Annotated in this window: 17 protein-coding genes; 10 read left to right on the forward strand and 7 right to left on the reverse strand. The window is 60.3% G+C overall.

Going from position 1 to position 17,652, the window contains the following annotated elements:
• Positions 1-35: 35 nt before the first annotated feature.
• A complete protein-coding gene (locus BN1724_RS08245) occupies positions 36-362 on the forward strand; it encodes a hypothetical protein (protein WP_058234964.1) in 327 nt (108 codons plus the stop codon).
• A gap of 158 nt (positions 363-520) precedes the next feature.
• Here the strand turns inward: BN1724_RS08245 and BN1724_RS08250 are convergent, their stop codons facing one another.
• Positions 521-1,213: a TetR/AcrR family transcriptional regulator gene (locus tag BN1724_RS08250; RefSeq protein ID WP_058234965.1), complete on the reverse strand. Its 693-nt coding sequence runs from the start codon at positions 1,211-1,213 to the stop codon at positions 521-523.
• A gap of 82 nt (positions 1,214-1,295) precedes the next feature.
• On the opposite strand from BN1724_RS08250, the gene BN1724_RS08255 reads away from it, so the two are divergent.
• Positions 1,296-4,322, forward strand: coding sequence for a YhgE/Pip domain-containing protein (locus BN1724_RS08255; RefSeq protein ID WP_058234966.1), 3,027 nt, complete (start codon positions 1,296-1,298; stop codon positions 4,320-4,322).
• A gap of 205 nt (positions 4,323-4,527) precedes the next feature.
• On the opposite strand, the gene BN1724_RS08260 is transcribed toward BN1724_RS08255, so the two are convergent.
• Positions 4,528-5,049: a ferritin gene (locus BN1724_RS08260; RefSeq protein WP_058234967.1), complete on the reverse strand. Its 522-nt coding sequence runs from the start codon at positions 5,047-5,049 to the stop codon at positions 4,528-4,530.
• Positions 5,050-5,378: 329 nt separating this feature from the next.
• Here BN1724_RS08260 and rocD point away from each other — a divergent pair, with 329 nt between their 5' ends.
• Complete coding sequence (gene rocD / locus BN1724_RS08265; protein WP_058234968.1) at positions 5,379-6,602, forward strand: ornithine--oxo-acid transaminase; 1,224 nt, start codon at positions 5,379-5,381, stop codon at positions 6,600-6,602.
• An 89-nt stretch (positions 6,603-6,691) separates the two neighbouring features.
• On the opposite strand, the gene BN1724_RS08270 is transcribed toward rocD, so the two are convergent.
• The 5 genes from BN1724_RS08270 to thiD all read right to left on the reverse strand — a co-directional run bounded on the left by BN1724_RS08270 (position 6,692) and on the right by thiD (position 10,970).
• The gene (locus BN1724_RS08270) at positions 6,692-7,654 is read right to left on the reverse strand and encodes an ABC transporter substrate-binding protein (RefSeq protein WP_058234969.1); all 963 of its coding nucleotides are present in this window, start codon (positions 7,652-7,654) and stop codon (positions 6,692-6,694) included.
• 136 nt (positions 7,655-7,790) lie between these two features.
• On the reverse strand, positions 7,791-8,456 hold the full coding sequence (locus tag BN1724_RS08275; protein ID WP_058234970.1) for an ABC transporter permease: 666 nt from the start codon (positions 8,454-8,456) through the stop codon (positions 7,791-7,793).
• The gene (locus tag BN1724_RS08280; protein ID WP_157085827.1) at positions 8,453-9,097 is read right to left on the reverse strand and encodes an ABC transporter permease; all 645 of its coding nucleotides are present in this window, start codon (positions 9,095-9,097) and stop codon (positions 8,453-8,455) included. Before BN1724_RS08280 ends, BN1724_RS08275 begins: the two co-directional genes overlap by 4 nt.
• Positions 9,097-9,975, reverse strand: coding sequence for an ABC transporter ATP-binding protein (locus BN1724_RS08285; RefSeq protein ID WP_058234972.1), 879 nt, complete (start codon positions 9,973-9,975; stop codon positions 9,097-9,099). Before BN1724_RS08285 ends, BN1724_RS08280 begins: the two co-directional genes overlap by 1 nt.
• Positions 9,976-10,166: 191 nt before the next feature.
• Entirely contained in the window at positions 10,167-10,970 is an 804-nt protein-coding gene (thiD, locus tag BN1724_RS08290) for a bifunctional hydroxymethylpyrimidine kinase/phosphomethylpyrimidine kinase (RefSeq protein ID WP_058234973.1), read from the reverse strand.
• A gap of 233 nt (positions 10,971-11,203) precedes the next feature.
• Between thiD and BN1724_RS12640 the strand changes: the two genes are divergently transcribed.
• The 7 genes from BN1724_RS12640 to BN1724_RS08325 all read left to right on the forward strand — a co-directional run bounded on the left by BN1724_RS12640 (position 11,204) and on the right by BN1724_RS08325 (position 17,606).
• Positions 11,204-11,905, forward strand: coding sequence for a GtrA family protein (locus tag BN1724_RS12640; RefSeq protein ID WP_084252893.1), 702 nt, complete (start codon positions 11,204-11,206; stop codon positions 11,903-11,905).
• Positions 11,871-12,293, forward strand: a complete 423-nt coding sequence (locus tag BN1724_RS08300; protein ID WP_067635258.1) for a PTS sugar transporter subunit IIA — start codon at positions 11,871-11,873, stop codon at positions 12,291-12,293. The genes BN1724_RS12640 and BN1724_RS08300 overlap by 35 nt, the downstream gene beginning before the upstream one ends.
• A gap of 172 nt (positions 12,294-12,465) precedes the next feature.
• Positions 12,466-12,738, forward strand: a complete 273-nt coding sequence (locus BN1724_RS08305; RefSeq protein WP_058235894.1) for an HPr family phosphocarrier protein — start codon at positions 12,466-12,468, stop codon at positions 12,736-12,738.
• Between the two features lie 254 nt (positions 12,739-12,992).
• Positions 12,993-14,018, forward strand: a complete 1,026-nt coding sequence (gene argF / locus BN1724_RS08310; protein WP_058234975.1) for an ornithine carbamoyltransferase — start codon at positions 12,993-12,995, stop codon at positions 14,016-14,018.
• A 118-nt stretch (positions 14,019-14,136) separates the two neighbouring features.
• Positions 14,137-15,705, forward strand: a complete 1,569-nt coding sequence (locus BN1724_RS08315; protein WP_084252895.1) for a YfcC family protein — start codon at positions 14,137-14,139, stop codon at positions 15,703-15,705.
• 45 nt (positions 15,706-15,750) lie between these two features.
• Positions 15,751-16,608, forward strand: coding sequence for a dimethylarginine dimethylaminohydrolase family protein (locus BN1724_RS08320; RefSeq protein WP_058234976.1), 858 nt, complete (start codon positions 15,751-15,753; stop codon positions 16,606-16,608).
• Positions 16,609-16,619: 11 nt separating this feature from the next.
• Positions 16,620-17,606, forward strand: coding sequence for an NAD(P)-dependent oxidoreductase (locus BN1724_RS08325; protein ID WP_058234977.1), 987 nt, complete (start codon positions 16,620-16,622; stop codon positions 17,604-17,606).
• Positions 17,607-17,652: the final 46 nt, after the last annotated feature.

Consider the following 17,652-nt stretch of genomic DNA (forward strand, 5'->3'; position numbering starts at 1 on the left):
TCCTTGTTATCGCGTTCGTGGGCAATGCGGCAGGCGTGCCCGTAGGCGTCGATGATGAGGCTGTCTTTGAGTCGCTGTCCGTGTTTAAAGAGTCGGTGCGCTGTTTTGAGGGCGTGGCGGGATGCTGTCTCGTCACGTTGCAGGGTTCCTGCTGCGTCGCAGAGAACTTTTACGCCCTGGGTCTAGACGCGTTCGACGAACGCCTTTCGGATCTTGATTGGCTGCCGCCAACCCTAAAGTTCCTCCTAATCATCGACGGAATCCATGAAGTCCTAGCCAACACCTCAAACCGGGGTAAGAACGTCTTTGAGAAATGCATTCGCACAGCTAGAAGTGAACTAAAGTGCCCGCTGGAATGGTGAGACGCCCAGCCCGGCATGGATCTCCGGGGCCTCACTGCCACCATATCCATGCCCCAGGCCCCAGGCCCTGGATCCCAGATCCCAGATCCCAGATCAGCTTGTCGGTTTACCGACCCGCATTATCGACGGTCCGTACCCCAGGCGCTCCGCTTAGAGGCTCAGCCATTTAGAGGCTCAGTCACCGACAGGATCACCTCGGTGAGAACCTCGCAGAGTTTCGCAAATGACCGGGTATCGCGTCCGTCGAGCAATGCTTCCCGCATGTGCTGGTCCGCGAGGCCGTGCACGATATCCACCAGATCGTCAATATCGATCAGTAGCCGCAAACCGCAGTCCTTTAGTCCGCGCAGTATGCCTTCACCGATCAGCTGACGAAACTCAGCGCGAGCTGCTCTCCAGGTTGCGGCTGCTTCCGGCGAGCGCATAGCGTGCAATTCGAGTTCCTGCCTGACCAGGTAGAACGTGCGCCGAGATGGCAGTGTCTCCACGATGTCGCGCACGATTGCCTGGACTCGGTCACGTACCGGGCCGGGTTCGGTCTGGACGCCCGCGGCATCCGAGGATGCAGCGATCGCGGCATGCAGTTCTTTGCCGAAGATCTCGTGATGCTGCGCTAAGAGAGCCGCGACCAGATCATCCATATCGCGGAAATTTGAGTAGAAGGCGCCGCGGGTGAATCCGGCGGCGTCGCAGAGCTGTTCCACGCTCACCCCGGCCACTCCTCGCTCCGCGAATAGGGTGCGTGCGGCGTCCAACAGCCGAGCCCGCGTGCGTTGGCGTCGGGGCCCAAACCCCTTGCCCGAATCCTCTGTGTTCTGGGGCGCGACTCCGGTGAGCTCCGCCTGTCCCATCGGGTCCCCCTCACTCGTCGATGCCTGCCAACACACTAAGGATACATTGACATATCCAATACAGGTTTGTATCGTTCGCGGAATGAGCAGTTCTGTCGGTCCCGTCCACCCCCGTGCGACCCCCGGCCCCACTCCCCCGGACTCCAAGCGCCCGCACTCAGGTTCCTCCACCTCACGCGGCACAGCCAACTCCGGCCTTCTTGCCGCACTCCCCCGCGAATGGACCAAACGCCTCACCATCCTGTTCGTCGCAGGCCTGGCCATGGTGCCGATCATCTATTCCGGCCTCATGATCTGGTCGTTCTTCGACCCCACCCACAACCTGAACCACATGCAGGCCGCCGTCGTCAACGAAGACACCGGCGCCTCCACCACCCGAACCGACGGAACCACCGAACACCTCAACGTCGGCGAAACCCTCACCCACAACCTCACCACGACCCGAAGCGACTCCAACTACACCTGGGTCAGCACCGACCGAGCTACCGCCGATCGCGGCCTTGCCAACGGCACGTACGCAGCCGTCATCGAAGTCCCATCCAACTTCTCCTCCCAGATTGCGTCCCTCGGCGCCAAAAATCCTGCCGAGGCCGCCCCCGGTCTGCTGACCGTCACCACCAATGACACCATTAACTACGTGGGCGGAAACTTCACCAAACCCATCGCCACCGCCACCACCGACGCCCTGGAAAAATCCGTCCTGAAGGACTACCTCGGAAACGTCTACATCGGGTTCACCACGATGCACGACAAAATCTCGCACGCCTCAGACGGCGCCGAAAAACTTCACGACGGCACCAGCCAGCTATCCACGGGCAGCTACAACCTGATCGTCGGACTCAACCAGCTTCAAAGCGGCGCCGGAACCCTCAGCAACGGTGCCACCCAAGCTGCCAACGGATCACAGCAGCTCGCGAGCGGCCTCAGCACGCTCGATACCCAAGGCGCTGGCCTTCGAGATGGCTCCCACGCCGTCAACCAGGGAGCGACACACCTCGCCCAGGGATCCCGCCAACTGTCCGATGGCACCTCAGCCCTTGCCGGAGGCGCTGACAAGGTCGCGGCAGGCAGCGCACAGGTTGCAGCAGGCACCCGCGAACTCGATGCCAAAGCCTCCGACATCGAACGGGGAGCCCACAACCTCGGTATCACCCGCAGCTCGATCCAACGAGTCACCGACCAGCTCAACCAGACCATCGACTCAACGGCAAACACGCTCAACACGCTGATTGACGCACTCAGCCAGGCAGGTCCGCAGGCCGACAGCGCCAGCCGCAGTGCTCATGAGGTTGCGACCGGTGTTCGCGATGCCCACAACCGCACACTCAACACCGCTCGTGACCTCAGCGCACGGTCCGCAGATTCACAGAACCTCACCGCCGACTCCGCAGAGACCTCCCGCAACGCCAAGGCCCTCGCGGATTCCCTGGACAAGGCGAAAACCGCCGCGAACCTCAGCACCGACGCCGACTCGCTCAGCTCCAACGTCACCAGCTACACCGCATCGGCCGACCAGCTCGCCCGGGACTGCTCGGCCTCCGGCGCATCGGTGGCCTTCTGCTCCCGCCTGAGCACCCTGAGCACCGACTCTAAGAATCTGCGTTCTGACGCTTCCGGCCTGGCCTCAACCGCGAAAACCACTCACGAGACGCTGAGCGCAGCGAGCGACACCGCAAAGGGAATATCCAAAACCGCTGCCCACATGCATGATGTGGCTCCGGGACTCACCTCAGTCCTCGATCATTCCAAAGAGTCCGTCGAAAGTGTGACCCGTTCGCTGGAACCGCTGGTATCCACCACGGGTGAACACGAACGCCAGCTCGGCACACTGAACGACACCTTGCTTCGGGCTCGCGCAACCTCCAACGGCATCGACCGGCAGTCCCTCCGCGAGATCGTGGCGGACCTCCAACGGCGAGCGCACAACGCCGTAAACGTCGTGCCGAGTGCCTTCCAACAAGCCCAAGACGCTATTAACGGCATCCACCGACTCAACGCCGGAGCGCAGCAGGTATCGGCCGGAGCCCGCAATCTCGCATCTGCGGCTGAGCGCACTCACCAGGGTGCATCTACCCTGGCCGATGGAGCCACGTCCCTTAACCGTGGCACCGCCGCCCTCGCCAACGGCACGGATCGCTACACCGAGGGAGTTCACGACGCCAGCGGCGGCGCACAGCGTCTACACGATGCCAACAACCGCATAGCCACTGGTGCCGCAGAGATTCAGCGCGGAGCCGACTCCGCACACAACGGCGCAACCCGGCTGCACGACGGAGCCGAGCAGGCTGATTCCGGCGCTGCGAAGCTCGCCGAGGGCCTTGCCACCGCGAAGAACGATGTGCCCTCGTACACCACCGATGAGAAAAACCATCTCGCCGACGCGGCAGCCCGGCCCGTGTCAATGGATTTCGTACGCCAGCACGATGGCACCACCTTCGGTAACGGACTGACACCGCTGTTCTTGTCCCTCGCTCTATGGCTGGGCGGTATGGCCATCTTCTTGATGATGCCGCCGTTTAGGGCCAACGCGTTGGAGCGGGGCATGAACCCGATTCGCGCCACCCTCGGAGGCCTGCTGCCGGCGTGGGCCCTAGGTGTGGTGCAGACCATCATTGCCTACGCAATTTTGCGTTGGGGTGTTGGCATCCAGATCGAAAACCAATGGCATTTCGTGGGGATTGCATTGTTTGCATCCATCGTGTTTGTCACGATCAACCACAGCCTGTGCGCCACCTTCGGGCCCATCGGCAGGTTCATCGGGCTATGCCTGATCGCGCTTCAGGTCGCGGGGGCTGGCGGCACCTACCCGATTGCCACCTCACCGGGATTCATCCAGTGGGTCCACCCCTACCTGCCGATCACACACACAGTGGATGCATTCCGAGGCGCTATCGGCGGAGGCTGGGTCGATCCCTCCGGGGACTTCATAGAACTCACGTACTGGCTGGTGGTCGCCCTTATATTCTCACTGATCGGTGCCAGAATACGGTGGTTCGTCGGTCGGTCGGCGCGCATCCGGCGACTTTCTGCGGCCCGCTCCCGGCGAGCTGCCCGCGACGGCTCCTACGCACCGGACTTCTCCGGTATGGGATCGTCTCGGCTCGCGTGATTTAACAGGCCGATGCCTACGAGGAAACCGCGAGACCAGTGGCTAGACCCTGGGTCGGGCAGCCGATCTGAACTATAGGCGATCTCATACAGGGAGCCCAGACACGCCTCATGGACCACCTCAGGCACCCCGCAAAATAACTGGAAATGGCGCGTGCCCCGAACCTATGGAGGTTCGGGGCACGCGCCATATAGGAGTGGGAGCGTCAGCTACCGGAGTTTTCCGTGGTACCCGCCGGACGGGCGCCAAGTTCAGCGTCCAAGCGCAGCAGGCCGGAACCGTCGTCACCAATCAGCTCGATTCGACCGAGGATTTCGCTAGCGGTCGCTTCTTCCTCGATCTGCTCATCGAGGAACCAGTTCAGCAACGGACGCGAGTCGAGGTCACCGGCCGCATCGCAGGCGCGGTACAGCGCACGGATGGACTCAGACACCTTCTTTTCATGTGCCAGAGCGGCCTCAAAAATCTCCTTGGCGCTTAGACCTGGGCGCAGCGAGGGTGCCGGGATGGTGCCGATGCTCGCGTGGTTGTCGCGATCCACCACGTGGTCGATGAACTTGTTGGCGTGAACGATCTCTTCGTCGGCCTGGTGGCGAAGCCATGAGGCCATGCCCACCAGGTTCTGCTCGTCTGCTTCGATGGCTAGCTGGCGGTATGTAATCGCCGCCTGGAACTCCATCGTGATCTGGTCGTTGAACATTTTCTCAAGGTCTGCATTCAGCTTCATGGACAGAGCCTAAGCGCTAATCCTGACAATATCCAGAAAAGAGTTTAGAGTTTTGCGATGGTTTGCTACCCCATGAGACGCATGAGAGGTGTTCTGGGGTACGGGCTACAAGCCGCAGCGGGCTACGAGCTGCGGGCTCCAGGCATCGGGCTCCAGGCTCCAGGCCACGGGTGAACAGACGGGGTGGCGAATGGGGTAGCGAACGGCCATACAAAAGTACTTACTTACCACACCACAGTCCCGCACAGCGGGCATTCAGATAAGGACTTTGAGCTCCAAGAATCACGATTTGGCCAACACGGCACCTATCGACCCCTTACCCTGAGTCCATGAGCACTGATGCTATGACGACCACTGACGATCGCCCCCAGTCCTCGCACCTCGCTAACAATTACTTACCCCTTCCGATCACCATCGCCTCCGCAGACGGCTGCCGCGTCACCGACATCAACGGCAAAACATATATCGATGCCCTCGCCGGATACTCGGCACTGAACTTCGGCCACCGACATCCCCGCCTACTCGAAGCCGCCCGGCGCCAGCTCGACCGCATCACCCTGACCAGCCGAGCCTTCCACTCCGACACCCTTGGCCCGTTCACCGATGCCCTTGCAGCCCTCATCGCCAAAGACGTCGTCCTGCCCATGAACACCGGGGCCGAAGCCGTGGAAACCGCCCTGAAGGTCGCCCGACGATGGGGACATCAGGTGAAAGGGGTCATCGCCGACAGCGGCACCATCGTCGTCATGGGCGGCAATTTCCACGGACGCACCACCACCATCATCTCGTTCTCCGACGACGACACCGCCCGCGCAGGATTCGGCCCCTACACCCCAGGATTCCTCTCCGTACCGTTTGGCGACGCTGAAGCGCTGCGCTGGGCGCTGACCGATCACCCGGATGTGATCGCCGTACTGCTCGAACCCATCCAGGGCGAGCAAGGCGTCATGATCCCTCCATCCGGGTACCTCAAGACGGTCCGGGAACTGTGCACTGAGCATCACGCACTGATGATCGCCGACGAAGTACAGTCCGGCCTTGGCCGCACCGGCTACACGCTCGCCATTGACCACGACCACGTCGTGCCCGACATCATCACCCTGGGCAAAGCCCTGGGAGGCGGCATCATTCCGGTATCGGCAGTTCTGGCAAACCACGACGTCATGGACGTCATCACCCCCGGATCCCATGGCTCTACCTTCGGGGGCAACCCCCTGGCCTGCGCGGTTGCCACCGAAGTTGTCGCCATGCTGGAGACCGGAGAGTTCCAAGCCCGCGCTAAATCGCTGGAAACCCCATTTCACAATGGCTTGGAGGCACTGATCGGGGACGGTGTGGTGTCCGTGCGAGTGCGCGGTCTGTGGGCCGGAGTCGACATCGATCCCAAACTGGCCACGGGGAAAGAGATCTGCTTGGCGATGGCCGAACACGGCGTGCTCGCCAAAGAGACCCACGGATCCACAATCCGACTCGCTCCGCCACTGACTATCTCAGAAGATGACCTTCAGGAAATCATCGGTGTCTTGCGCACGGTGATCGCCGCACGGCACTGACCTGGGGTCTTACCGCATTACCGGCTGACGTAACTCAACCACACTGACCACAGCTGTTTGACGGGCCGGCGTGGACGGGCCCGACCCAGTTACGCGGTCAGCCCCTTCGACGCCAGCCATTCGCGCGCGATCACGTCGGCCTTGCGCTGTTTATCGACGCTAGCTGTGTTCATCTGGATCAGCTCGTCGGTGGTGAGCGCATCCGTCACGGACTTAATCGCCGCCGCGAGCTTGTCGTCGATCTTCTTGCTGACCAGTGGAATGATGTTCTGCGGAAGAATCAGATGCTTGGGATCCTTTAAGGTGACCAGCGAATTTTTCCCGATTGCTGGATCGGCGCTGTAGATGTCGGCAAGCTGCACTTCACCATCGAGCAGGGCTTTCACCGTGAGCGGGCCGCCGGAATCCTCCACAGGAGTCACCGAGGCATTTTTCACGCCGTAGACCGTCTCCAGCCCACTGGGGCCGTAAGGCCGGGTCTCAAATTCGCTATTAGCGGCAATAGCCAGCGGCGTCGTGATTTTCGCGAGATCCGCCAGCGACGCAAGTCCGTGGTCCTGGGCGAATTCCGCAGTGACGTTGTAGGAATCCTGGTCACTGGCTGCGGCGGCGGGAAGCACCCGCAACCCGTCGGGAAGCGCTGTGCCCAGGGCCGCCTGGATCGCGTCGGGATCTTTGGCGGTGGCTTTCTTATCGAGGTATTGCAGGAGGTTACCCGAATATTCAGGGAAGACGTCGATCTTCCCGGCGGTGATCTCCTTCATGTAGACCTCGCGCTGACCGATCCTCAGCTCCCGCTTCACCGGGCGACCCGCATGCTCGATGATCTGGGCGAAGAGCTCAGCGATGATCTCATTGGAGTAGTACTGCTGGGAACCAATCACAATGGCATCTGTGGCATCCGCCGTTCCAGCCGGGGTCGGTTTGTCCTGGGCAAGGGGGTCGCCACCTCCTCCGCACGCCGTCACGGCCAACGTAATCGCGGCTGACCCAACAACTCCGGCAAAGGCGCGTCGGCTATATGGTCGATGAATCTTCTCGGTCGGGGTCATCGGTCTCTCCTGGTCTCAGATGTTGCCGCTTACGTGAGCGATCGGGATAGTCGACGGTGGGTTCGGCGGGTATACATAAATACAGGGTGTACCTGGGCGAGTGTCCGGGACAGCAGAGCTGACCGGTGATGCAGGATTACCGGGCGTCAACACCTCCGGGCCTGCTGACTCTTTGCAGGATGAGCAGAACAACTTCCAGCACCACAGCCAGCGCCACAACCAGAATGGACCCGGCTAGCATCTGGGTGTAGTCCTGGGTTTTGAGTCCGAGGAAGACGTACCGTCCAAGCCCACCCGCTCCGACATAGGCCGCCAAGGTCGCCGTAGCCACCACCTGCAAGACTGCCGAGCGAATCCCTCCGATGAGAAGCGGCAACCCCAGCGGGATCTCCACCCGCCAGAGAATCTGCCACTCGGTCATCCCCTGGGCGCGCGCCGTATCTACCACGACCCGGGGAACCGCTTCGATCCCGGTGTAGGCACCAGCCAGCACTGACGGGGCCGCAAGCACGATGAAAGCGAGCATCGGCGCCATCAACCCGAGTGGAAGCAGCAGCGCAAATAGCGTGATCAACCCGAGGGTGGGCAGTGAACGAGCGGCACCGGTGGCGGCCACCGCCAAGCCTCGACCCTTGCGCGTATGGCCGATTAACCAACCCAGCGGAACCATCACCAGGCAGGTGATAGCCACTGCAATCACGGTGTACCAAAAGTGTTCCCACAGCCGGTTCCAGATTCCGTTCACACCGGTCTGGTTCGCAGGGGCAAAGATCCAGCTGAGAGCGTTCAGAACGAAAGTCATCGCGCACCTCCTCGCCGCCTAGTCCAAGGCATTGCGATGAATCCGACAATGACCAGCAGGCGGTCCAGCACCAATGCGAGCACGGCGGTGGCGAGGATTCCGGTCATGATTTCAGAGAGGATGCCGCGCTGAATTCCGTCCGTGAACAGTTGACCGAGGCTGTTGACACCGAGCACAGCCCCTACCGTTACCAGCGACACGGTGCTGACGGTTACCACGCGCAGCCCGGCCAGCAACACCGGTCCGGCCAACGGCAGCTCTACACGCATGAAACGTGCCAGCGGCGCATACCCTTGGGCGGTGGCGGATGCCAGCACATCCGCATCGACGCTGCGGAACGCTTCAGAGGCCGCCGGCACCATCAGAGCAAGCCCATACATGGTGAGAGCGACGACGATGTTCAGTGGATCTCGGATACCGGTGCCGAGAATTAACGGCAGCACAATAAACAAGGGAAGGGACGGTATCGCGTATAAAAGTCCGGTTCCCACGGTCACGGTGCCCCGCAACCATCCGGTGCGACTTGCCAGTTTCGCAAGCGGCACCGAAATCAGAAACGACAGCGCAATTGCGGGTAGCGCCTGGGCGAGATGCGCCAGCGTCGCCGACGTGATGACGTCAAAGTTACGAGTCAGCCACATCAGGCCGAGCCGTCCTGTTCATGCGCGGTAGGGGTGGCGTTGGCACCACCGGGTCCAGCGCTCACTCCGCCGTCGAGAATCCCGGCAGCGCGCCCATGCGAATCCACCACCACTTTCACCCCGTGGCGTTCTTGAATCCGCAAAGTGCGGTTGCCGCGACCGAGGCCGACGAAATCCGAGACAAAGTCATCGGCAGGGGCAGACAAGATCTCTTCCGGGGTACCCACCTGGGCAATCTCACCGCCGACTCGGAAAATTACCACGTTATCGCCGAGCAGGAACGCTTCGTCGATGTCGTGGGTCACGAACACAATGGTCTTATCGAGCTCGTCTTGCAGCCTGAGGAGTTCCTGCTGCAGATCGGCCCGCACGATCGGGTCCACCGCCCCGAACGGTTCATCCATCAACAAAATATTCGGTTCAGCGGCGAGCGCACGGGCAACCGCGACCCGCTGCTGCTGCCCACCGGACAGCTCGCTCGGATATCGGTCACCGAGCGAGGGGTCTAAGCCCACAACATCCAGCAGGTCTCTCGCTCGGGCACAGGCATCTCGACGGGAGGAACCTGTCAGCCTCGGCACTGTGGCAATGTTGACCAGCACACTGCGGTGAGGAAGCAGGCCCGCGGCTTGGGGCACATAGCCGATGCTGCGCCGCAGGTGGACTGGATTTTGATCCCGGATGTCCTGGCCGTCGATCAGGATCCGCCCCGAGGTGGGTTCAACCATCCGATTCACCATGCGCAGCAGGGTGGTTTTTCCGCAGCCGCTGGAACCCACGAACACGGTGGTGCCGCGGGCTGGAACGCTGAGGGAGAAGTTGTTGACGGCAATGGAGCCGCCCGGATAGTGCTTGCTTACGGCGTCAAACTCGATCATGGTGCCTCCCATGGTGTGCCGTCTAGGCGTTCCGACACCGTACCCTCTCTGAAGGCACACCCCAAGTTTTGCGGCATCTATGCTGGTAGAGACACTTTCGTAACTCAGGGCAACTCCTATGCAGCCGGGATCCCTCCTGTGCAGCCCAGATTGTCTCCACGTGGCTTCACGCAGGGTACCTCGCACGGACCTCAGGACGCCTGGTATGCACCCTGCCACACGCAGTCAAAGGGGGCACGGCCCTGCATGCGGTTCTCAATGGAGCTGGTCACCAGAGCTTTTGCGATCTGGGCCGCCTCCAACGGCTCGGTTCCCTTCGCTAGTTCCGCCGTGATCGCCGCCGCCAGCGAGCATCCGGCACCGGAGACTCGCTCGTGGCCGATCTTCGGAGCTGACAGGCGGGTAAGCTCGCGGCCGTCGAAAAACACGTCCACAGCATCCGAGCCATCCAAAACCACACCACCCTTGGCTAACACATAGGGAACTCCCAGATCGTGGATGCGCCGCGCCGCTTCTTCGAGATCTTCCACAGTGTCGATGCGCTCCATGCCAGATAGAGCCATGGCCTCGAAGTGATTCGGGGTCACTACCGTCGCCAAGGGCAAGATTTTCTCTTTCAACGCACGGTCGGTGTCAAGAGCAGCGCCGGGTTCCTGCCCCTTACAGATCAGCACCGGATCCAAAACAACGTGCCGCCACGGCTGCCGCCCTAGGGCTTCTCGCACTGCTTCGATAGTCGCCGGAGTTCCGAGCATGCCGATTTTCACCGTGTCGATGGTGTGAACGGCGGTTGCTGCCTCGACCTGGTCCGCGATCACCGTCGGTTCCACCGGAACGAAACGGTGCGCCCAGTCGTGCTCGGGGTCGAAGGACACGATGCAGGTAAGCGCCACACAGCCGAATACCCCCAGCTGATGGAAAGTCTTCAGATCCGTCTGCGCACCCGCCCCTCCCGACGCTTCTGAACCTGCAATAGACAGCGCAACCTGAACCATAACGACCTCCCGTTCAGCACCCCAACCGAGGCGCGACGACGTAACTGCCCGGTGGCACACCCGTGAGCTGCATGGCGGACCACCTTTTCCATTGCGCCCGATCGTACCGGCACCCTGTGACATTCCACCCCACCACCATCAAAAGATCCGCAATGCCGAGATACCTCAGCCATTGCCCAGGTACACCACACCGAGAACACAAGCACGTCGTTTACAGTCATCATGTGCTGCACATGAGCCACGGAAACATTCGTACCCGCCAGAAGTCCTCTGGCTGGTACGAACGTTTTCGCAAACTCATCGCCACACATCTGGCACCCACCCTGAAATTTCTCACCGTCGGCGGACTGGTTTTTTTCGTCGACGCGGCAATTTACAACGCACTCGTATTCTGGGATCCCTCGGTTGAAGATGGGATACTCGGAAATATCGGGTTAGGTGGTTGGGGTCGAGGAGTTCTATTTAGTCAGCCTTTAACCGCAAAAATCATTGCGATTAGCTTCGCTTCAATCCTCACCTATATCGGAAACCGGTTATGGACTTTTCGTGATCGCGGTGCGCGCACCACGCCCCGATCACTCGCCGCCTTCGTCCTGGTCAATATCATCGCCACCCTCCTCCAGTTAGCCTGCCTCGGCTTCTCACGCTACGTCCTGGGCTTTGACAGCCAGCTGGCCGACAATATTTCCGGCACCATCATCGGCCAGTTGATTAGCACCTCGTTCCGCTACATCACCTACGGACGCTACGTCTTCACCCCCGGCGCCATCTTACCCGGAGAGCGCCACGCACACGCGCATCAGCATGAGTCAGAGCCTCCGGTTTCCGTCGGCACAAGTCACCATCTTCCCTTCGCAAACCCCGACCAGATGGGACACCATGAGTACGTACACCAGACCCGTGCTGGAATCGAACCAGATCGTCCTGCACGGTAAGGCCCAGGACCTCACCTCTGCCATTACCGAGGCGGGCAACCTCCTGGTCGCTGCCGGGGCAGTTGAACCGCCCTATGTGCGCTCCATGATCGAACGGGAAAAAACCATCTCCACATTTATCGGCGGCGGCCTCGCCATCCCCCACGGCACCCTCGAATCCCAGGAACACATTAAGCGCACCGCCATGTCGTTCGTACGGTATGTCAATCCCATCGACTGGAACGGCGACGCGGTATCGTTTGTCATCGGAATCGCTGGCCAGGGCGATGAGCACGTATCGCTCCTGCAACGAATCGCCGTTGCCGTTGATGACCCGGCCCAGGTCGCACGACTTCAGCGAGCATCCACAACACAGGAGATCCTGAACGTTCTGGAAAGGAATGCATAACTGATACATGCATAACTGAGACCTGGTGTCCATGCCGAGCCCGGAACCACCGGTCACCGCGTCATGGCTCAGTTATTTCAAACGCGAACCCGAATCTCTCAACGTTCATGACCCCTACCGTCGTCGTCACCCCATCGGCGATACAAAAACCATATATCTAGGGAGTTTCACCATGGCAGAACGCACCGTCACTATCGCCAGTGCCTCCGGACTGCATGCCCGCCCCGCCGCCATTTTCTCCAAAGCCGCTGCCGGGCAGCCGGTTGCGGTCACCATCGAAAAGGCCGGGGGCAAACCCGTGCGCGCATCCAGCATCCTTATGCTGATGACACTGGGCGCCGGACACGGCGAAGAGGTCACGCTGCGCGCCGAAGGCGAAGGAGCAGAAGAAGCGGTCTCCGCTTTAGCAGCCCTGCTGGAGAAAGATCTCGACGCCGAAAGCTGAGCATCGACCAATAAGCTGCCCTCATAACTAATGCACCCTGACCGTTTCGGTGAGGGTGCATTAGTCGTGATATGCCTAGCGGGACCTCGGTCCCGTCAGGTTATAGCCCTTCAAGGCTTAACCTTTGTCCACCAAGGAGGGGACACTCAAGGCCGTGGGACGGGTCACTCCGATCACGGTCGGACTGTCGACCGTCGGGGGCATTCAACTCTGAGTGCGCTTCTGCTCATTACAGACAGATTGAGGTATTCCCCATGGCTATTACGTCTACGTCGCATTTTCAAGGGCGCAGCCTGCTTTCCACTCGCGATTTCACACGCGATGAGCTCAGCTGGCTCATCGGGTTCTCGATGCATCTGAAGGAACTCAAACAACATCGCATTCCGCACCCCTATCTGACCGGGCGCAATATCGCCCTCCTGTTTGAAAAGACCTCCACCAGGACCCGAGCAGCATTTACCGTTGCCGCCCAGGATCTCGGCGCCCACGCCGAATTCCTCGGCAAGGCTGACATTCAACTCGGCAAAAAAGAGTCGGTGCGAGATACCGCCCTGGTACTCGGTTCCATGTTCGACGGATTGGAGTTCCGAGGCTTCCAGCACGCTCACGTTGAAGAGCTCGCCAAATACGCGGGGGTCCCCGTCTGGAACGGGCTCACCGACCAAGAACATCCCACCCAGATGATCGCCGACTTCATGACCATCGTGGAAGAGTTCGGTGAGCTGTCGGGCCGCACCCTCGCCTATTTCGGGCAGGGCCGCAACAACGTTCAAAATTCCCTGATGCTCACGAGCGCCATCCTCGGCATGGATTACGTGAATGCAACCCCTCCGGAGCTAGCCCCCGATCCAGAGATCCTGTCACTGGCTCAGGAGTTCGCTAAAGACTCCGGGGCGAGCATTACCGTCACCCACGATCCGCTGGAAGCCGCGCGCAAAGCTGATGTGGTGTACACCAACGTGTGGGCGGCGATGGGCGAGGAGGACCAGTTCGCTGAACGAGTTCGCCTGATGCGCCCCTACCAAGTCAACGCGGAACTCGTGAGCCACATCGAAAACCCCGATTACATCGTGATGCACTGCCTCCCGGCATTCCACAACGCTGATACCGAGTATGCCCGGGATATTGAGCAGAGATTCGGAATCTCCGCAATGGAGATCACCGACGACGTCTTTTACGGGGACCATGCACGGCACTTCAAACAGGCCGAAAATCGCATGCATTCCATTAAGGCCATCATGGCCGCCACCCTTGGCAATCTGTACGTTCCCCACGTCTGATGTCGCGGGGAGGTGCGTGAGCTGAGCTTCAGCACCTCCCCCGCACGCTCACCCCTTCCCGCCCCTGCCGGCTTAATCATTCCCTGAGAGCCGGTCGGGCTTGCCCAAGGACCACGTTATGTCTAATGCTTCTGCTGCCGCGTCCGGCGCAGCCTCCGTCCCCCAGCCGCCTGTGCCCCCGGCAAAATCAGCCAAGAAAAAAGAACGCAAGGCTCCCAATACCTACGTCATTCTGTTCCTGATCATCGCGTTCATTGCCGTCCTCACCTGGTTCATTCCCGGGGGTGCTTACAAAACCGACGACGCTGGGCGTGCCATTGCGGGAACCTTCCAGCACGTTAAGGCTGCGCCCCAGGGCCTGTGGGACGTGTTCATGGCGCCAATTACCGGCATGCTCGGGTCGAAGACGATATCGGCCGCTATTCCCATCTCCCTGTTCGTGATGCTGTTCGGCTCCTTCTTGGAGATGATGGATCGCACCGGCGCTCTGCGGATCGGACTGCGCCGAGTAGCTTTGGCGAGCCAAGGCCGCTTGCTGCTGTTGATCGCGGTCCTGGTCACGATCATGTCGATCATGGGCACGATTGAAGGGGCGTACGAAGAGGGCGTCGTCTACCTGCTGATGTTCATGCCGATTCTGCTGGTGATGGGGCTAGACACAGTAACCGCAGCCATGATCGTGGTGGTCGGAACGCAGGTCGGCTGCTTGGCATCGACAATCAACCCGTTCGGCGTCGGCATCGCCTCGGGCATCGCCGGGGTCTCTGTCGGCGACGGGATGGGCATGCGCGCCATCATGTTCGTAGTCTTCACCGCTGTGGCCATCGCCATGATCTACCTATATGCGCGGCGAGTTCAGGCCAACCCCAGCCGTTCGATGCAGCATTTCCGTCGCGACGACGACATCAAAGAGTTCGCGGCGTCCGGCTCCGACGGTGTCGAACGCATGGTCGGCCGCCAAAAGGCCGCGCTATGTCTATTCATCGCGACGTTCGCCATCATGGTGGTCTCACTCATTCCGTGGACGTCCCTGAACTCATCGTGGACGTTCTTTGGGGACATCGCCGCATGGATCGCCCAGACCCCTGTTCTTAGGGAAGTTCTCGGTTCGGACATCACCCCCATGGGCACCTGGTACTTCGCTGAGCTCTCGATGATGCTCTTGGTGATGACCTTCATCATCGGCAAGGTCATGGGCTATGACGCAAACAAGAACGTGGACATCATCATTGCGGGTGCCGCAAACCTAGTGCCCACCGCTTTGATCGTGGCGATGGCCCGCGGCATCCAAGTGGTGATGGATGACGGCAAGATCACCCCCACCATCTTGCACATGGGTGAGGATTCCCTGTCGTCACTGCCGCCGGTGGTCTTCGCGATTGTGGCACTGGTGTTCTACTTCTTGATCGCCTGCCTGATCCCCAGCTCCTCCGGACTGGCCGCAGCCACCATGGGAATCATGGCTTCTCTGGCCCGGTTCGCAAACATTCCCGAACCACTCATGGTCACGATTTTCGGTATGGCGCTGGGCCTGGCCAAGATGGTGACACCCACCTCGATTGTGCTCATGACCTGTCTGCAAGCCGCCCATATTTCCTATGCTCGATGGCTGCGATTCATTTGGCTGTACGTGGTGGCGTTGTTCGCGCTGTGCTGCGTCTTCCTGATCGTGGCGGTCCTGATCTGATCCCAATTCATTCACAAGGAACTCAACGAAGAGGAAGGTTCATCAATGTCAGAGGATAAGGTTTACGTTTCCAACGCCACCAATGTTCTGCGCAAAGTCATGATGTGCTCGCCCGAGCACTATCGCTTCAATGCGATCAACGTGATCACCGCAGAATGGATGCGTAAGGGAGACACCGAGAAAAATGATGTGATGGTGCGCGAGTGGGAAACCCTCGTGCAGGCATACCAGGACAATGGCGTCGAGGTTGTTCGGGTACCCGCCGACCCGATGTGTCAGGTGATGACCTTCTCCCGGGACTACGGGTGCATGGTCAAGGAAGGCGCGATTATCGGCCATTTCCGTCATCCGGCCCGTCAGGTCGAGACAGAGCGCTATGAATCGGTGCTGAAGCAGATGGGCGTTCCGATCATTGCCCGCGTCAACGCCGGGTGCATGGAGGGCGGAGATTTCTGGATGCTTGATGAGCACACCCTGGTCTTCGGCCTCGTAGACCGCACCGATAAAGCCGGTGTCGCAAACCTCCGCGAACAGCTGTGGAAATACGGGTACACGGTACTGGGCATCGAAGTACCGCCGGATAACCTGCACCTGGACATGTGCTTCAACATTGTCGCGGAGAAGGTGTGCCTGGCAGTGGTGGATCAGCTTCCCTACCAATTCCTGGCCGCAATTAAACGGCGCGGATTCGAGATTATTCCGGTCGCCGCTGAGGATGTGTTTAAGCACGGATGCAATGTGCAGGCCATCGGCGATGGCAAGGTCATTGCCATCGAAAAGAATAAGCACATCAATGACCGGATGCGGGCGCTGGGACTCGACATTATCGAGGTTCCCTTCGACCAGATTCTTCACGCCGGTGGTGGCCCCCACTGCCTCACCCAACCCATTGAACGACCCTGAGCGAGGCAGTGATGCGGATTCTTATTAGCGACCAGCCCGATTCGATGATGCCGGATCACGAATTAGAGATCCGGACTTTGACCGACGGTCTCGGCCCGGACACCGACATCGAGGTGTACCCCTATGATCCGGAGCATCCGGAAGGCTTCCTGGAACGACTCAGCACAGCCGATGCCCTGCTGACCGCCTTTATCCCGCTGGACGCCAACACCTTGCGTGCCGCGAAACAGTTGAAGTTCATCTCGCTAAACTCCACGGGTTTTGACTTGGTCGATCTGGATGCTGCCCAGGAGCTCGGGATTGGGGTGTGCGCGGTCGGCGAGTACTGCACCGCCGATGTGTCTGAAGGGGCGATTGCGTTCATTTTCGCCCTCAACAAGCACGTCAAGTCCTATGGGCGAGCCATCGATATCGACCATGCTTGGGACTATGCTGCGGCCCCGGCCTGGCCGCGGACCCAGGAGCAGGTACTGGGCATTGTCGGGTTCGGCAAAATTGGTCAGTGCACCGCCCGCAAGATGTCGAATCTGGTGAAGGGGGTCGTGGCCTGCGACCCGTACCTTCCCCCTGACATCGCCAAGGATCTTGGGGTCGAACTCGTCCGCAAAGAAGAGCTGCTGGAACGCTCTGACATCATTGTCAATCACATGGCGCAGACGGACAGCAACCGGAACTACTTCGACGCCGACGCGTTTAGCCGTATGCGCCGCCACCCGATCCTGATCAACATGGCGCGCGGCACGGCTATTGACGAGTCCGCCCTGGTGGATGCACTCGATACCGGAGTGGTGCGGGGCTATGCCGCCGATGTCCTCGCCGATGAGCACCCAGATCTGGCACACCATCCGCTGGTCGGCCGCAATGATGTGCTCTTGACCCCGCATTCCTCGTTCTACTCGGCGTCGTCCCTGGAGGACTTGGAACGCATCAGCGCGCAGAATATCGTCGACTATCTATGCGGCCACAAGGACAAAGTCTTCCGCATGGTCACTCCGTAGGTAGCCGGGAGAGACTGGAGGCAGCCGGGTGGCTCCGTAGCTACCC

The organism is Devriesea agamarum, assembly GCF_900070355.1.
Lineage (GTDB): Bacteria > Actinomycetota > Actinomycetes > Actinomycetales > Dermabacteraceae > Devriesea > Devriesea agamarum.

Excerpts from the sequence above, each read along its gene's own strand:
- BN1724_RS08315 (WP_084252895.1), top strand. The coding sequence starts at position 14,137 with ATGTCTAATGCTTCTGCTGCCGCGTCCGGCGCAGCCTCCGTCCCCCAG.
- BN1724_RS08255 (WP_058234966.1), top strand. The coding sequence starts at position 1,296 with ATGAGCAGTTCTGTCGGTCCCGTCCACCCCCGTGCGACCCCCGGCCCC.
- BN1724_RS08305 (WP_058235894.1), top strand. The coding sequence starts at position 12,466 with ATGGCAGAACGCACCGTCACTATCGCCAGTGCCTCCGGACTGCATGCC.
- BN1724_RS08285 (WP_058234972.1), bottom strand. The coding sequence starts at position 9,975 with ATGATCGAGTTTGACGCCGTAAGCAAGCACTATCCGGGCGGCTCCATT.
- BN1724_RS08270 (WP_058234969.1), bottom strand. The coding sequence starts at position 7,654 with ATGACCCCGACCGAGAAGATTCATCGACCATATAGCCGACGCGCCTTT.
- thiD (WP_058234973.1), bottom strand. The coding sequence starts at position 10,970 with ATGGTTCAGGTTGCGCTGTCTATTGCAGGTTCAGAAGCGTCGGGAGGG.
- BN1724_RS12640 (WP_084252893.1), top strand. The coding sequence starts at position 11,204 with ATGAGCCACGGAAACATTCGTACCCGCCAGAAGTCCTCTGGCTGGTAC.
- BN1724_RS08260 (WP_058234967.1), bottom strand. The coding sequence starts at position 5,049 with ATGAAGCTGAATGCAGACCTTGAGAAAATGTTCAACGACCAGATCACG.
- BN1724_RS08320 (WP_058234976.1), top strand. The coding sequence starts at position 15,751 with ATGTCAGAGGATAAGGTTTACGTTTCCAACGCCACCAATGTTCTGCGC.
- rocD (WP_058234968.1), top strand. The coding sequence starts at position 5,379 with ATGAGCACTGATGCTATGACGACCACTGACGATCGCCCCCAGTCCTCG.
- BN1724_RS08275 (WP_058234970.1), bottom strand. The coding sequence starts at position 8,456 with ATGACTTTCGTTCTGAACGCTCTCAGCTGGATCTTTGCCCCTGCGAAC.
- BN1724_RS08250 (WP_058234965.1), bottom strand. The coding sequence starts at position 1,213 with ATGGGACAGGCGGAGCTCACCGGAGTCGCGCCCCAGAACACAGAGGAT.
- argF (WP_058234975.1), top strand. The coding sequence starts at position 12,993 with ATGGCTATTACGTCTACGTCGCATTTTCAAGGGCGCAGCCTGCTTTCC.
- BN1724_RS08280 (WP_157085827.1), bottom strand. The coding sequence starts at position 9,097 with ATGTGGCTGACTCGTAACTTTGACGTCATCACGTCGGCGACGCTGGCG.
- BN1724_RS08325 (WP_058234977.1), top strand. The coding sequence starts at position 16,620 with ATGCGGATTCTTATTAGCGACCAGCCCGATTCGATGATGCCGGATCAC.